This is a genomic window from Chitinophaga polysaccharea (genome assembly GCF_902150045.1).
GTDB lineage: Bacteria > Bacteroidota > Bacteroidia > Chitinophagales > Chitinophagaceae > Chitinophaga > Chitinophaga polysaccharea_A.
The window spans coordinates 734,158-749,712 of record NZ_CABFVU010000002.1; the positions used below are offsets into that span (position 1 = coordinate 734,158).

At 48.5% G+C, this 15,555-nt stretch carries 13 protein-coding genes and 1 tRNA gene; 11 read left to right on the forward strand and 3 right to left on the reverse strand.

From position 1 onward, the window contains the following. The first annotated feature begins 12 nt into the window (after positions 1-12). Genes FN124_RS17730 through FN124_RS17750 form a run of 5 tightly spaced genes read left to right on the forward strand, consistent with a single transcriptional unit; the run spans position 13 to position 5,886 of the window. The gene (locus tag FN124_RS17730; protein WP_185937251.1) at positions 13-2,034 is read left to right on the forward strand and encodes an alpha/beta hydrolase family protein; all 2,022 of its coding nucleotides are present in this window, start codon (positions 13-15) and stop codon (positions 2,032-2,034) included. An 18-nt stretch (positions 2,035-2,052) separates the two neighbouring features. Continuing rightward, on the forward strand, positions 2,053-3,513 hold the full coding sequence (locus FN124_RS17735; protein ID WP_142686095.1) for a Gfo/Idh/MocA family protein: 1,461 nt from the start codon (positions 2,053-2,055) through the stop codon (positions 3,511-3,513). 7 nt (positions 3,514-3,520) lie between these two features. Beyond that, positions 3,521-4,270: a glucosamine-6-phosphate deaminase gene (locus FN124_RS17740; RefSeq protein ID WP_142686096.1), complete on the forward strand. Its 750-nt coding sequence runs from the start codon at positions 3,521-3,523 to the stop codon at positions 4,268-4,270. Positions 4,271-4,273: 3 nt separating this feature from the next. Next, positions 4,274-5,464: an N-acetylglucosamine-6-phosphate deacetylase gene (gene nagA / locus FN124_RS17745; RefSeq protein WP_142686097.1), complete on the forward strand. Its 1,191-nt coding sequence runs from the start codon at positions 4,274-4,276 to the stop codon at positions 5,462-5,464. Positions 5,465-5,493: 29 nt separating this feature from the next. Continuing rightward, complete coding sequence (locus FN124_RS17750; RefSeq protein WP_142686098.1) at positions 5,494-5,886, forward strand: acyl-CoA thioesterase; 393 nt, start codon at positions 5,494-5,496, stop codon at positions 5,884-5,886. A 3-nt stretch (positions 5,887-5,889) separates the two neighbouring features. Here FN124_RS17750 and FN124_RS17755 read toward each other — a convergent pair whose 3' ends face one another. The 3 genes from FN124_RS17755 to FN124_RS17765 are packed head-to-tail and all read right to left on the reverse strand — an operon-like array spanning position 5,890 to position 7,794. Continuing rightward, a complete protein-coding gene (locus tag FN124_RS17755; RefSeq protein WP_142686099.1) occupies positions 5,890-6,285 on the reverse strand; it encodes a DUF1634 domain-containing protein in 396 nt (131 codons plus the stop codon). A 10-nt stretch (positions 6,286-6,295) separates the two neighbouring features. Continuing rightward, positions 6,296-7,129: a sulfite exporter TauE/SafE family protein gene (locus FN124_RS17760; RefSeq protein WP_142686100.1), complete on the reverse strand. Its 834-nt coding sequence runs from the start codon at positions 7,127-7,129 to the stop codon at positions 6,296-6,298. Positions 7,130-7,140: 11 nt separating this feature from the next. Beyond that, positions 7,141-7,794, reverse strand: coding sequence for a FadR/GntR family transcriptional regulator (locus tag FN124_RS17765; protein WP_142686101.1), 654 nt, complete (start codon positions 7,792-7,794; stop codon positions 7,141-7,143). Positions 7,795-7,980: 186 nt separating this feature from the next. Between FN124_RS17765 and FN124_RS17770 the strand changes: the two genes are divergently transcribed. From FN124_RS17770 to FN124_RS17795, 6 genes are all read left to right on the forward strand, one after another. Further along, positions 7,981-8,706 carry an SGNH/GDSL hydrolase family protein gene (locus tag FN124_RS17770; protein ID WP_142686102.1) on the forward strand — a complete coding sequence of 242 codons (726 nt, stop codon included), beginning with the start codon at positions 7,981-7,983 and terminating at the stop codon, positions 8,704-8,706. Then, complete coding sequence (locus tag FN124_RS17775) at positions 8,703-10,355, forward strand: FAD-dependent oxidoreductase (protein ID WP_142686103.1); 1,653 nt, start codon at positions 8,703-8,705, stop codon at positions 10,353-10,355. Before FN124_RS17770 ends, FN124_RS17775 begins: the two co-directional genes overlap by 4 nt. Positions 10,356-10,422: 67 nt before the next feature. Further along, positions 10,423-10,899: a DUF4126 family protein gene (locus tag FN124_RS17780; protein ID WP_185937252.1), complete on the forward strand. Its 477-nt coding sequence runs from the start codon at positions 10,423-10,425 to the stop codon at positions 10,897-10,899. Positions 10,900-10,947: 48 nt separating this feature from the next. Continuing rightward, positions 10,948-11,018, forward strand: a tRNA-Gln gene (locus FN124_RS17785). 410 nt (positions 11,019-11,428) lie between these two features. Then, complete coding sequence (locus tag FN124_RS17790) at positions 11,429-12,295, forward strand: ABC transporter ATP-binding protein (protein WP_142686105.1); 867 nt, start codon at positions 11,429-11,431, stop codon at positions 12,293-12,295. Between the two features lie 9 nt (positions 12,296-12,304). Further along, positions 12,305-15,475, forward strand: a complete 3,171-nt coding sequence (locus FN124_RS17795; RefSeq protein WP_142686106.1) for an ABC transporter permease/M1 family aminopeptidase — start codon at positions 12,305-12,307, stop codon at positions 15,473-15,475. The last annotated feature ends 80 nt before the right edge of the window (positions 15,476-15,555 follow it).

Genomic DNA, 15,555 nt, shown 5'->3' on the forward strand with positions numbered 1-15,555 from the left:
ATGCAATTATACTTGAAGACGTTAGTTTCATTTTTCATGGTGTTGTTCTCACTGTTCCATGCCCAGCAGGGGCCGTTGCCGAAAGTTTTTTCCGGGGAAAGGACTGATATCATCCAGCAACAGCTGAAACAGCAGGCGGCTACAGCGTTCCAGGCGCAGGTACTGCCTGCCTCGGAGCAGGAATGGGCACAGCGGCGCCGGCAACTGAAAGCCGCCATTCTGCAGTCGACCGGCGCTGTTGAACACCACGCGCTACCCCTGCAATTAAAAGAAACAGGGCGTACACAACTAACGGGATACCATATACGTAATATCCTGTTCCAGACGAGGCCGGGGGTATTTGCTACGGCCAACTTATACATACCTGATGGCAAAGGCCCGTTCCCGGCAGTGATTAATATGCACGGCCACTGGAAAGATGCCCGTATGGGGGAAATGGTGCAGGCCACTGCACATAGCCTGGCATTGAACGGTTACATATGCCTCAACATCGATGCCTGGGGCGCAGGTGAAAGAACTACTGATGAGGGAGTAACGGAGTATCATGGCGCTAACCTCGGTGCTTCGCTGATGAATACGGGCAACACACTGCTGGGAATGCAGCTTACCGATAACATGCGGGGAGTGGACCTGCTATGCAGTTTACCGGAAGTGGACAAAGAACGTATAGGCGCTACCGGGGCCAGTGGCGGTGGAAACCAAACCATGTGGCTCTCGGCCATGGATGAGCGCATTAAAGCCGCGGTGCCGGTAGTGAGCGTAGGTACTTTTGAATCTTACATCATGAACAGCAACTGTGTATGTGAACTGGTACCGGATGGGCTTACCTACACGGAAGAATCGGGGATACTGGCCATGGTAGCCCCTCGCGCACTGAAGATCTGTAATGCCCTGAATGATGCGAGCAGGTCGTTTTATCCTTCGGAAATGCTGCGCAGTTATAAACAGGCAGCGCCTGTTTACGAAGCATTGCATGCCAGTAATAAGCTCAGTTACCAGCTGTTTAATACTGTGCATGGGTACTGGCCTGAAATAAGGGAAACTATGATAGGCTGGATGGATCTGCAGTTGAAACATATTGGTACAGGTGCACCCAAAAAGGAACCTGTTTTCAGCCTGCTGCCTCCTGCCCGGCTGCTTACTTTTCCCAATGGCGGGCGCGATAGCAGTGTGACCACCACAGCCACCTGGTGCAGCCGGCAGGGACAATTACTTCATGAAAGATTGTTAAACGAAAAAATTGATGGCGAGGCAAAACGAAAAGCGCTCCGCCAACTGTTGCGCATAAACGAAAAGAGAGCATTGAAACAGGCGCATAACTATTCATCGCAGGATGGATGGGAGCGTATTGCCCTGGAAACAACCGATGGCTCACTGATCCCTTTGCTGCAGAGGGCGCCCCGTGGTAAAAACAAAGAGTATGTAGTAGTAACGCATCCGGGCGGAAAGGACAGTGTACCGGCGGCATTGATCAGTGAGTTAACAACTGCAGGTAAAGGCATTGTGCTGGCGGATCTCTGGGGCTGCGGTGAACAGGGCTCTGCTGCCGCTGCTGTCACAGATGGCAGCCTGCCGCCTTACCACACGCTGGCGCGTTCGGCTTTGTGGCTTGGTACCACGGTACAGGGGAGATGGGTAAGCGATCTGCAGATTATTACAGACTATTTGAAAATGGCAAATAGTGAGGGCCGTGTTGTGCTTAACGGTAGCAGGGAGGCTGGCGTGGCCTCCCTGTTTTTTACTGCGCTGGGAGGCAAAGTAAACGAAGTAATATTGGATGGCAGCCCGCTGAGTTACCGCTTTGATGAGCGCACAGGTATCGACTATTTTACTATGGCTATACATGTACCTGGTTTGCTGGTATGGGGAGATATTTCACTGGCCGCAGCGCTGACCGGAAAGGATATCCTGTTCAGAAAACCGGTAACCATGTCCGGGCGGCGGCTGAGCGATGCCGGATTAGCAGCCCAACGTGAAGAGTTTTCCCTGTTAAGGAAGCGCTGCAAACAGCCGGGGCAAACCATTTTTCAATAACGGAAAAAATACACCTTTATGAACAATAAACGCAGAGATTTTTTAAAGCTGCTCGGACTGGCAGGCGTTGGGGTCGGGGGCAGTACATTGATTCCCGGTTACGCTACGGCCCAGGAAAAGCAAGGCAGGGCGCTGGACCAGATCCGGAAGCAGGCCGGAAGAAAGCATCCGCAGCAGTTTAATATGAGCGGCTACGCCGCACCTAAAATTGACACGGTACGGATAGGCTATATTGGTCTTGGTAATCGCGGCTCCGCTGCCGTGGAGCGCATTACCTATTTACAGGGCATAGAGGTAAAAGCATTATGCGATATCAGGCCGGAAATGATTGCCGCTACTAAAGCAAGGATCAAAGGTTCCGGTTACCAGCCGCATGAATATACAGGTTCGGCAGATGTGTGGAAACAGTTATGCGAGCGGGATGATATTGACCTGGTATACATTGCCACGCCATGGGACCTTCACACGCCTATTGCCGTATATGCCATGCTGCATGGCAAACACGTAGCTACAGAAATTCCAGCTGCCATCACCATTGATGAATGCTGGCAGCTGGTGGAAACCTCTGAGAAAACAAGAAAACATTGTGTGCTGCTGGAGAACTGCTGCTACGATTTTTTTGAACTGCTTACGCTGAATATGGCCCGGCAGGGCTTTTTCGGGGAACTGATACATTGTGAAGGCGCTTATATCCACGATATTTTTGACAGCCTTTTTGATAAGAGCAAGCGTTACGATATGTGGCGGTTTAAACAAAACGCACGCCGCAACGGTAACCTGTATCCCACGCATGGCCTGGGGCCTGTATGCCAGGTGCTGGATGTGAACCGTGGCGATAGCATGGAATACCTGGTATCTATGCAAAGCAATGATTTTCTGCTGCATAACAAGACGGTGGAGCAGGCGGCTACCGACGATTTTTATAAGCCATACGTAAACGCGCATTTCCGGGGCAATATGAACACTACTACTATCCGCACCCGCAAGGGCCGCACCATTATGTTGCAGCACGATGTAAGCTCCCCGCGGGTTTATTCCCGCTTACACCTCGTGAGCGGCACAAAAGCCACCGCCCAGAAATACCCGCTGGAACCCAGAATTGCAGTGAGCCACGAAGGATGGCTAAGTTCTGAAGAATTTAAAAAACTGGAAGAAAAATATACGCCTGCCATTATTAAAAAGTTAGGTGAGATGGCTAAACAGATAGGTGGCCACGGTGGTATGGACTTTTTAATGGACTGGCGCCTCATCGATTGTTTACGCAATGGTTTGCCGGTAGACATTGATGTGTATGATGCTGCCGCATGGAGCGCCATCGGGCCGCTGAGTGAATGGTCTGTAGCCAACCGTTCCGCTTCCGTCGATATTCCGGACTTTACCAATGGCGCCTGGCAACACAACAAGCCAACGGATATTTCCCTGCTGCAGGGTGGTACTACCGGGGTAAAGAGCAAAAAGAAATCATCTCCTGAAAAATAAAAGCGCAATGAAAGTAATCCAATCCAAAGACCCGCAAACATTAGGTACTGCAGCCGGTAATGCTGCAGCGGCATTGATTAAGACTGCCATCGCAGAAAAAGGCAGCGCCAATATTATACTGGCCACCGGAACCAGCCAGTTTGAAACGATCCGGCAACTGATCGACAGCGATATCGACTGGGGAAAAGTAAGCATGTTTCACCTCGATGAATATATTGGCTTACCGGTAACCCATCCGGCCAGTTTCCGGAAATACCTGAAAGAACGTTTCCTTGATAAAGTAGCGCCACTGAAATCAGTATGCCTGATCAGCGGGGAAGGTGATCCTGAAGCTGAATGCAGCCGGATCAGCGCTCTTATACAGGCCCACCCTATTGATGTGGCATTAGTTGGGATAGGAGAGAACGGGCATCTGGCTTTTAATGATCCTCCGGCAGATTTTAACACCACTAAACCGTATCTTGTAGTAAATCTCGACACTGCCTGCCGGCAGCAACAGATGAATGAAGGTTGGTTCAGTGCCGTTTCAGAAGTGCCATTGCAAGCCATCAGTATGTCGGTACACCAGATCATGCTGTCGGAACATATCATTTGTTCCGTGCCTGGTGAACGTAAGGCACAGGCGGTGAAGAACAGCCTGGAGCAGCCTGTAAGCAATTTGTTTCCCGCCAGTATTTTACAAACACATGCCAGCTGTGTGTTTTACCTGGATGAAGCATCTGCCACAAAGCTGCAGCCGGCGCAGAAAACCATTTGATCCATGCAGGAAATCATTAAGATCATAAACGGCCGCCTGATCACACCATTCCGGGTAATTGCATCCGGCAGCGTGCTGGTTAAAGACGGGCGGATTGCAGCCGCGGGAGAAGGAACTATCCCGGATTATGCAGACAGGGTCATAGATGCCGGGGGGAATTATATTGCCCCCGGTTTTATTGACCTGCATATTCACGGAGGTGGTGGCCATGACTTTATGGATGGTACTGTAAATGCTTTTCTCCGTATAACGGAAACGCATGCACGATATGGTACCACCGCAATGGTGCCTACCACCTTAACCGCAGAGAAATCCGGCCTTTTGCATACGCTGGACATCTACCGGCAGGCAGTGGCACAGCCGCATAACGGCGCATCTTTCCTGGGCATTCATCTCGAAGGCCCCTATTTTGCCATGAGCCAGCGTGGTGCACAGGATCCGCGTTATATCCGTAACCCCGATCCTGCGGAATACCGGGAAGTACTGGATTACAGCGAACATATTGTGCGCTGGAGCGTAGCGCCTGAATTACCCGGTGCGCTGGAAATGGGTAATTACCTGCGGCGCAAAGGGGTTTTGCCGGCCATTGCCCATACAGATGCTGTTTACGAAGAAGTGGTGAAAGCAGTGGAATGCGGCTATACACTGGCTACGCATTTTTATTCAGCCATGTCTGGCGTAACGCGCCGTAACCTGTACAGGTACGCCGGCGTTATTGAAAGCGTGTACCTGATAGATGAAATAGATGCAGAAGTGATTGCAGATGGCGCACATCTTCCTGCACCGTTGCTGAAACTGATCTATAAAATCAAAGGACCAGACAGGATAGCGCTGATCACAGATGCGATGCGGGCAGCAGGCATGCCTCCCGGCAAAAGCGTATTGGGACCGCTGAACGGAGGCCTGGAGGTTATAGTGGAAGATGGAGTGGCCAAACTTCCTGATGGCAGCGCGTTTGCCGGCAGCGTAGCTACTACCGACCGCCTTGTACGGAATATGGTGAACCTGGCAGGCGTGCCGGTGGCGGAAGCCGTACGGATGATGAGCTATACCCCTGCCCGCATAATGGGTGTGGACAACCTGAAAGGCACACTGGCAGCGGGGAAGGATGCGGATATTATTATTTTTGACGATGATATCAGGGTGCAGCTCACCATGGTATCAGGAAAAGTTGTGCATCGTATCGGAGAATGAAATAGCTTTGCCCTCAAAATTGTTGAGGCATGAATTTTTATACACGGAAATGGGTAAAGCCGGAGGATCTGAATGCGCACGGCACTTTATTTGGCGGTAGTTTGCTGCGCTGGATCGATGAAGAAGCAGCTATTTATTCCATCATTCAGTTAGGAACCAACCGCTGTGTGACCAAGTACATGTCTGAAATTAATTTTATTAATTCTGCCCGCCAGGGCGATATTGTAGAACTGGGCATCAAGGCCACCCACTTTGGCCGGACTTCTCTCACACTCACCTGCCAGGTGCGGAATAAGATCACACAAAAAACAATTCTTACAGTAGATAAAATGGTGTTTGTAAGTGTGGATGAACAAGGCAAACCTGCTCCTCACGGCAGAACTGCTATTACCTATACCGATGAGCGATTGAGGGAAGAATAGTATTTATATTTTCAGTCCACCGAACATACTGAATAAAATAATCCCCAGCACCAGCGTCGTGATGAACACATACAGCCTGTCTTTTTCCAGCGCAAATGCCAGCAGTGAGAAAAGGATACGGAGGATGGGGGTGGCCAGCAACACGAGCACGCCCAGCTGTATAAATTCTGTGGGGCTGCCGGTAGCCACGCCGTGGAAGATGCCACGGAAAGAAGTGTATTCCGCGCCTTCCCCTTTAAACTGTGAATAGTCAGGCACACTGGCCGCGCCCTGCTGCGCCAGGTAAAAGATGCCTCCCAGCAGCGCAATGCAGCTGGCAGTGACTACGCCGGTTCTGAGCTGTTTGCCGATGAGCAATTCTATATCGCGGTCGCCAAGTATTTTCTTAAATACATTCATGAGGCAGTAATTAAAACTGGTGATTAAATCCGTTATAGATCATTTCAAGCGCCACAAAAGTGATGGCTACGGAAAAGATGATCCTTAGCGTGCGTGCATTTATAAACGTAAGTAAACGGGCGCCTGTGAAGGCCCCTCCCAATACGCCCAGTACCACCGGGAAAGCCATGCCCGGATCAATATAACCTCTCTGCAGATACACCACTGCACTGGCTGCAGCAGTAACGCCGATCATAAAATTGCTGGTAGTGGTGCTCACCTTGAAGGGGATGCGCATGGTGCTGTCCATGGCCAGTACTTTTAATGAGCCGGAACCGATACCCAACAGGCCGGATAATACGCCTGCAATAAGCATGATGCCAAAACCGCCGGCCACATTTTTCAGCCGATAACTCACTTCCCCGTTGGGCGTTGGATAACTGCTGTTCAATTTTAAAAGGTGAGATAATTTACTGCCTGTTTGTTCCGCATGTTCGTGCTTTTTCCGAATGGTCATGGCAGCGGAAAATATCAGCACTACGCCGAGCAGGATAGCAATGGTATTTACAGGCGTGAATATGGCCAGCAGCGCGCCTCCTACAGCACCTGCCGTAGTGGCTATTTCCAGGAACATGCCCAGCCTGATGTTGGTGATCCCTTCTTTTATATAAGCAGTGGCGGCGCCGGAAGAGTTGGCAATAGAAGCCAGCAGGGCTACGCCAATGGCATAACGGATGTCTACATGAAATACGAGCGTTAGCAGCGGGATCAGTATCACACCTCCGCCGAGGCCGGTGAGAGAGCCTAATAGTCCCGCCACATAAGCGCCTGCCAGCAGTATTAAGCTAAAGATCAGGATGTTCATTTATTAATACTTTAGTAGTTATTGTCCAGGATATCTTCCATTACCTGCCGGGATAATTTGGCGTTACCGCTTTTGATGGCTTTATATAACTGTTCATGCAGGTGATGGCTGATGGCAAAGTGGCTGATGCTTTGTGTATCGCGTTTGGCGAAAAAGTCGCGGATCACTGTTGTAAAGCTGCGGAAAAGATCCGCCAGCACATTGTTGCCCGAGGCTTTGGCAATGGCAGTATGAAAAGCGATATCTGCTTCCAGGCATTGCTCGTATTGCTGTTCCAGGATAGCTTTTTTGCGTTGCTCCAGCAATGATTTCAACTGGTGCAGGTCTTCTTTGGTATGGTTTTCAGCTGCCAGCTTCACAATTTCGTAGTCCAGCATCCGCCTTACCTGGTTAATTTCCTCGAAGTCGGCCCTTCTCAGGCGCTGGTCCAGCGATTCCGCCTGCACGGTTTCGTTTACAAAGGTGCCGGCCCCTTGCTGCACACGGAGTATGCCCGTCATAGCCAGTGTTTTAATGGCTTCCCGGATGGTAGAGCGGCCAACGGCGTATTGTACCATCAGTTCGGGCTCAGCAGGTATTTTCTGGCCCGGTTTATATTTTCCCTGGGAGATATCTTTCTGGATGGCGTTGATAACGCGGTCCGATAATTTGGATGTACGCTCCATAATTTTCCGTTTACAGTACAAAGGTATGATGTTTATGTAAACATCAGATGTTTTATTTTGAAGCCTTGATAATTTCACATTTTGTATGGAGGAGAGTAGAATAGCTGTTTTTTTATCGTTTAAAAGATAATGCTTAGAAATACAGTTTATTAACTGTATTTTATTTGCTCTTCTAACTGAAAATAAATGCATCGCAGGAATTTTTTACAGGCCGGATTGCTCACCGCCACGTTTTCATTTCCGGAGAAGTATTTACCCGGGAAAGTTTATCAGACCAATGGCACTATTGTTTTCAACGCGGGTATTGGCGGGAATAATACTGCCGATCTGCTGAAGCGCATCGACAAAGATTGCCTGGCGCATCAGCCGGACCTGACCATCCTTATGATAGGCACCAATGATATGAATTCGATGAAGCATATTGCTTTACCGCAGTATGAAGCCAATCTGCGGAATATAGTGGGGCAACTGATAGCTGCAAAAAGCCGGGTATTACTGATGACCATCCTGCCGGTATATGAGCCTTACTTATACACCCGCCATCCGCGCGCGTTTTATGAGCCTGAAGGGCATGCCAAACGGAAGGAGCAGGTGAATGATGTGATCCGGAAAATTGCAGCGGATAATAAGCAGGACTTACTGGATATGGGTTATATTTTTCAACAGGCGGGAGATGTAGGAGAAGGGATGGAAAGCCTGATTCAGAATGTGGTCAACAGTAACAAGCAGGACGGCGTGCATCCCACACCGGCAGGATACCGCACCATGGCAGTGGCGCTGTATGAATATATTACACAAAGGCAACTGCCTCATGGCAGGGTGGTTTGCTTCGGCGACAGTATCACTTTTGGTGATGGCGGCACAGAAGGAAAAAGTTATCCGGCATATCTAAAAAAATTATTGACAGCATGAGAAAAAAAGTACTGTTAGCAACGATCCTGGTAGGTGTTTGTTTGTTTTCCCGCGCAGCGGCGCCGGATTACAAGGCAGATGTAATTATTTACGGCGGCACTTCTGCGGCTATAACGGCTGCAGTGCAGGCGCATAAAATGGGCAGGACGGTGATAGTGGTATCGCCTGATAAGCATATGGGAGGCCTTTCTTCAGGTGGACTCGGGTTTACTGATACCGGCAACAAATCGGTAATAGGCGGACTGGCCCGCGATTTTTATCACCGCATATGGCTGCACTACCAGCAACCTGCCGCCTGGAACTGGCAACAGCAGGCGGAATACGGTAATAAAGGACAGGGCACGCCGGCAATGGATGGCACAGAGCGCACTATGTGGATCTTTGAACCGCATGTGGCAGAGCAGGTATTTGAAGATTACATCAGGGAGAATAATATTAAAGTTTACCGGGATGAATGGCTGGACCGTGAACAGGGGGTGAAAAAGAAAGATGGAAAGATACAATCCATTACTACGCTCAGCGGCCATACTTATAGCGGCAAGGTATTTATTGATGCTACCTATGAAGGCGACCTGATGGCTGCTGCCGGCGTAAGCTACACCACAGGACGGGAAGCGGTGGCTACCTATGGCGAAAGCTGGAACGGCGTACAAACCGGCGTTTTACATCACGGGCATCATTTCAAACAGAACATCAGCCCTTACCGCATTCCCGGCGATCCCAACAGCGGTTTGCTGTCGCGCGTTTCCGGGGAAGATCCCGGTGAGAAAGGTGCAGCAGATAAAAAGTTACAGGCCTATTGTTTTCGTATGTGCCTTACCGATAACCCTGCCAACAGGATTGCTTTGCCAAAGCCGGAAGGATACGATTCCACGCAGTATGAGCTGCTTATCCGCGTGCTCGACAGCGGCTGGAATGAAGTGTTCAACAAATTTGACCCTATCCCCAATCATAAAACGGATGTGAATAATCATGGCCCTTTCAGCTTTGATAATATCGGCATGAACTACGATTACCCGGACGCATCCTATGAGCGCAGAAAGGAAATTATTCATGAGCATGAAGTGTACCAGCAGGGATTATTGTATTTCCTTGCGCATGATGCCCGCGTGCCCGCTGCTATTCAGCGCCGCATGCAAACGTGGGGCTTGTCGGCCGATGAGTTCCGTGATAATCATAACTGGCCGCACCAGCTGTATGTACGTGAGGCAAGACGCATGAAGGGCATGCACGTTATGACGCAGCGGTCAGTACTCGGAGAAGTGCCCGTACCGCAATCTATTGGCATGGGCTCTTACACACTGGATGCACATAATGCGCAACGATATGTGAAAAAAGACGGCTATGTGCAGAATGAAGGCGATATAGGCGTGGACATAAAAGAACCTTACCAGGTATCTTATGGGTCTATACTTCCGCAACAGCAGGAGTGCAGTAATCTGTTGGTGCCGGTATGCCTGTCGGCCTCACATATTGCCTACGGATCTATCAGGATGGAGCCGGTGTTTATGATCCTGGGGCAAAGCGCGGCTACAGCAGCGGTGTTAGCCATTAATGGCAACAAAGCGGTACAGGAGGTGAATTACGAACAACTGAAGGCGCAGCTGGAGAAAGACCACCAACGTTTATCAGCGCCGCCGCAAAAGTAAATAGCAAACAGAAGCAGAGTGGCATGCGTGGCATAATGATTGCAGCGGCAGCAGTATGAAAAAAGCTATGATACCTACTATTTGCCGGGTTATTGGCCTGGGTATGGTTGCCGGGATGCGCAGCGCTATGGGCCCTGCTTTCGCCAGTTATTTTGTTAACCGGCAACCATCGGAGAAACTGCGTAAATCGCCATTGGGTTTTATGCAGAAGCAAGGAACTTCACGTTACTTACAAACTATGGCTGCCGGTGAGCTGGTGGTGGACAAAGCCCCGGGTATCGGGAATCGTATAGCCGCCACCGGTATTACAGGCAGGGCATTATCTGGCGCGCTGGCCGGAGCTACTTTATACCAGGCCAGGGGAGAAAAAGCCTGGAAAGGTGCAGTGATCGGCGGCGTGGCTGCGGTAGCCGCAGCGTATGCATTCTTTTACCTGCGCAAAGCCACCGGCAAAAGACTGAAAATAAAAGATGCCGCTGTAGGTGGACTGGAAGATGCAGTAGCAGTGGGAATAGCAGCATTATCTATCAGCAGGAAAAGATAATTGTTTTCTTTAAGAAAAAAATTACATTTGCATCCCCGGTAAAATTGATGCCTAATAGTATAATGGTAGTACGACAGATTTTGGTTCTGTTTGTCTAGGTTCGAATCCTGGTTGGGCAACTGGAGAGCAGGAACCAATAAAAGCCGTTACAGTCGAAGACTGTAACGGCTTTTTTTATGTACGGATAAAAACCGCATCACTTCTGAATGCCACAACATCAATGAACAATCCTGCTTTACATGATGAGATATGCTGGTAGAAAGTTGCATATCATCTTCCTAATACTTATTAAATAATTATCGTTTTACAATAATTATTTATTATTTTACGATAATGTTTACGAGATGTTGAACATTGATTTAAATGTATGAACCGGGTAAAGATCGGGGCAGGCTTTGTATTCTAAAACCCGGAGCCATTTGCAGCATCCGGGAATATAAGAAGACCAGAACAACAGAACATTATACTAACCCAAAAGCAATGCATGTTATTGCAGGGCATCCCATTGTCTAAACTGAAAAGTAAAATAATGAATAAGATATCAATTGACCAGGTTTCGTTGAGATATCCGAACGGCGTACAGGCGCTGGAAAAGGTTTCCCTGGAAATTGGCAACGGCATGTTCGGGCTCTTAGGTCCTAATGGAGCTGGTAAATCTTCACTGATGAAAACCATAGTCGGTTTACAACAGCCCAGCGGGGGAAGCATCCATTTTAATGATACCGATATTGTGCGCCACCCGGAGTTCATAAAAAAACAGCTGGGGTTTCTTCCGCAGGATTTTGGGGTTTATTCCAGAGTTTCCGCCTACCGGCTCCTGGAACATCTTGCCTTACTGAAAGGTATAAGTAATGCGGCAGAACGTAAAGCGCAGATACTGGCCCTGCTGGAAAAAGTGAACCTCTCCGCTTTCAGGAACAAGGAAGTGCATACTTTTTCCGGGGGAATGAAGCAACGCTTCGGAGTGGCCCAGGCCCTGCTGGGCGATCCTAAGATCATTATCGTGGATGAACCTACCGCGGGTCTTGATCCGGAAGAGCGGAACCGTTTCAATACCCTGCTCAGCGAAACAAGTGAAGAAGTGATCGTAATCCTTTCCACCCACCTGGTGGAAGATGTGCGTAACCTGTGTCCGCAAATGGCGATCATAAAAAAAGGCCGCTTACAGGCATGGGGCAAACCTGCGGAAATGGTGGCGGCGCTGGAAGGAAAAATATGGACAAAGCAGATCCACCGGTCGGAGCGGGAAGCGTATCAGGCCCGCTACCAGGTGATCAGTCACCTGCTTATAGAAAAGGAGATGCATATTGTTGTATATGCAAACGAATGCCCGCAGGGTTTCCGGGAACAACGGCCCACACTGGAGCATGTTTATTTTCACGCCTTATACCAATGATCAGCATTTATGAGAGCTATTTTCCTGTTTGATCTTACAAGCTATACAAGGAGCCTTTTCGCATATGTAGCCATGATCTTCCTGCTAGGTACAGGTTTCTTTTCAGGAAGCCGGTTCAATCTGTCGCCGGGAACAGGTATTTATTTTAATTCCCCCTACACCACCGGGTTTATGCTGGGCATGTTAAGTCTTGCTGTTATTTTTATTGCCACTATTCTCGCAAACCAGTTGTTATTTAAGGAATGGGATACCGGCTTCGACAGGATCCTTTTTGTAACGCCCATCTCCCTGAAGGGCTTTGTGAGCGGGCGTTTCCTTTCCTTTTTTGTACTAACCTTCACGTTTTTTTTATTGATGGTGGCCGGCTTCATAGCAGGGCAATGCCTGAGAACAGGCCCCGAAATGCAGTCCCGGTTCAATATCGCTTACTACCTGTACCCGCTGCTTGTTTTCGGGGTGGTCAATAGCCTGTTCACCTGCAGCGTGCTTTACCTGCTTGCCTGGCTTAGCCGGAAAAAGTTGCTGGTGGCAATGGGAAGCCTGATGCTATACATATTATACATGGTATTGCTGGTATTTTCCAATTCACCTTTTATGGCTGGCAGCCTGCCGCAGTCCACGACGCTGCAGCGGGCATCCGCGCTTGCCGATCCGTTCGGGTTATCTGCTTATTTCCTGAGCAGCAACGGCTTTACAGTGCTTCAGCGGAACACGATGATAGTGCCGCTGTCCGGCTACTTCCTGCTTAACAGGTTAATAGTAACCGGGCTTTCAATATTGTTTATTATGCTGGGGTATAGAAGCGCTGCGTTTTCGGCAGGAGTGGTGAAGGGAGGGAAGACAGATAAACCCGAAGACTTGTTTTATCACTATAGCCACCCGCTTCGATGTGTGGCCCCTGCGTTTAATTTTCCTGCAAGATGCCGGTCTGTGTTTTCCTTTGCACGGATGGACCTGATTTATATCTTTAAAAGTATTGCCTTGCCTGCAGCAAGTATCCTGCTGCTTTTTTTTGTGGGCATGGAAATGTATGCGGAGATTGAGAAAGGTATCCGCCTGCCTCAAAACTATGCCAGCTCCGGGTTGATGGCCACTACCATATCTGAAAACTTTCATTTACCGGGTTTATTATTAACCATCTATTTTGTAAATGATATTTTTTGGAGAAGCCATATGGCAAAATTCTCAATGATTGAAAGCACTGCCTTTTATTCAACATCAAAACAGGCGGGGCATTGGTGGGGCATTAGTATTTTGCTCCTGTATTTTACGCTTTTACTTATTGTCCCTGGTTTATTATTCCAGTGTTTTTATCATTATTTCCGGGTAGATATTAGTGCTTACCTGGGTGTTTTTGTATTTAATACCTTCCCGCTGATGCTTTTCGCGGGTTTCCTGTTGCTTATCAATACAAGCGCCGGGAACAGATACATTGCCCTTGGTATATCTGTATGTGCAGCATTGTTTACTGCCGGTCCATTATCAAAGATGTTTATCACGCAACCGCTGCTCCGTTTTTTTTCAGGTTACAAAGGCGTATACAGCGATTTCAACGGTTATGGAATATACCTGTCGTTATTTGTCTGGCGGCTGGTGTCCGGCACGTGTATAATAGCGGTGCTCTGGCTTGTTCATTATACAATAAAGAACAAAAGACCAACACCGGCGATCCTCGTATGTATGCTGCTACTGGCTGTTGCGGGGTTTATTTCGGGGAAAATATTCCTGCAGGGATATATCGCGCCAAAAAACAGGGAAGCGTTGTTGAACGATGCAGCGCAATACGAGATCAGTTACCGTAAGTACCAGCATCTTCCGCTGCCCACTGTTACAGAGGTGAATACCAGGATAGATCTGTATCCCAGGCAACATGCCTACTTTGTTGAAGGCAGTTATCTTATAAAAAATCTTACCGGGGAAATGATCAGTAGCATCCTGGTTAACTTTAACCGTGATTTCAGGATCATTAAAGCGGGGTATGTTTCCGCGAAGGAAGCCACGGGGATAATTGATCCTGTTTCTGTATTGGTTTTAAAATATCCTTTACAGCCGGGAGACAGCGCCCGCATTCATTTTGAGATGAACTACCACGGGTGGGCGGTGAACGGTTTACAATCTATGAACGCCATTATAGAGAATGGCTCCTTTATGCGCATCAGCAGGTATTACCCGCAATTGGGCTATCAGCCGGATAACGAAATAACAGATAGTTCTCAAAGAAAACAATATAGGCTGGGAGAGGCAACAAAAATTAAGAAGTTAAGTGATCCCAGGTCTTCAACGAATGATTTTATCCATTTAAATATGTTAATCTCAACAGACCATGACCAAACAGCAATAGGTACGGGAGAACTGGCAGAACAATGGAAGGAGAAGAACCGGAATTATTTCCGGTATGAAACACCTGTGCCTATTCCATTTCGATTTGCTTTATCATCGGCGGCATATAACCTGAAAAGTACTGTGTATAAAGGGATTTTCATCCATGTTTTTTACAATCCCCTGCATGCGGAGAATGTAGATCACCTGTTGAATAACGCAAAGCTCAGCCTGGATTATTGCAGGGACAATTTTGGCCCTTACCCTTTCAGGTCCGTTACTTTTGCAGAGGTATCATCTTTCACCAGAGGCTTTGCGGCTACCGCCTATCCTGCCGCTATTTTTATGACGGAGAATGTGGTATTTCATGCCAATATCAAGGCCGATAAACAGCAGGATGTTATCAATGAGCTGGCAGGGCATGAGCTGTCGCATCTCTGGTGGGGAAGCAACCAGATTGCGCCGGATGAACGGGAAGGGGCCGCAATGCTCACAGAAACATTGGCGATGTATACGGAGATGATGATGTATAAAAAGATGTATGGAAAGGAAAAAATGGAGGAACGGGTAAAAGTGCATCAGCAGATCTATGATTCGGAGAAAGGATTTTCGGAAGATCAGCCGCTGTATATGGTCACAGCAGAGAATGCGCATATCAGCTATTCAAAAGGCGCTGTTGTAATGGTAAAGCTGAGCGAGCTTATCGGGGAGGCTAAAGTAAATGAGGCATTGCGGAATTTTCTGCGCTTGCACCGGTATCCCAATGCGCGGCCGCTTTCTACCGACCTGGTGGATGAAATATTGAAAGTAGGCGATCCGCAGTATCATAAAGCTATAAAGAAAATGTTTATGGAGATATGATCAGGATGTTTGTAAAGATGTAATGCCGGGCAGGGAAATGTGCCGGCTGATCAAACGGTATAACATTAAAGCCGTCTCAG

Coding starts and splice junctions, on each gene's coding strand:
- FN124_RS17735 (WP_142686095.1), top strand. CDS start 2,053: ATGAACAATAAACGCAGAGATTTTTTAAAGCTGCTCGGACTGGCAGGC.
- FN124_RS17740 (WP_142686096.1), top strand. CDS start 3,521: ATGAAAGTAATCCAATCCAAAGACCCGCAAACATTAGGTACTGCAGCC.
- nagA (WP_142686097.1), top strand. CDS start 4,274: ATGCAGGAAATCATTAAGATCATAAACGGCCGCCTGATCACACCATTC.
- FN124_RS17750 (WP_142686098.1), top strand. CDS start 5,494: ATGAATTTTTATACACGGAAATGGGTAAAGCCGGAGGATCTGAATGCG.
- FN124_RS17755 (WP_142686099.1), bottom strand. CDS start 6,285: ATGAATGTATTTAAGAAAATACTTGGCGACCGCGATATAGAATTGCTC.
- FN124_RS17760 (WP_142686100.1), bottom strand. CDS start 7,129: ATGAACATCCTGATCTTTAGCTTAATACTGCTGGCAGGCGCTTATGTG.
- FN124_RS17765 (WP_142686101.1), bottom strand. CDS start 7,794: ATGGAGCGTACATCCAAATTATCGGACCGCGTTATCAACGCCATCCAG.
- FN124_RS17770 (WP_142686102.1), top strand. CDS start 7,981: ATGCATCGCAGGAATTTTTTACAGGCCGGATTGCTCACCGCCACGTTT.
- FN124_RS17775 (WP_142686103.1), top strand. CDS start 8,703: ATGAGAAAAAAAGTACTGTTAGCAACGATCCTGGTAGGTGTTTGTTTG.
- FN124_RS17780 (WP_185937252.1), top strand. CDS start 10,423: ATGATACCTACTATTTGCCGGGTTATTGGCCTGGGTATGGTTGCCGGG.
- FN124_RS17790 (WP_142686105.1), top strand. CDS start 11,429: ATGAATAAGATATCAATTGACCAGGTTTCGTTGAGATATCCGAACGGC.
- FN124_RS17795 (WP_142686106.1), top strand. CDS start 12,305: ATGAGAGCTATTTTCCTGTTTGATCTTACAAGCTATACAAGGAGCCTT.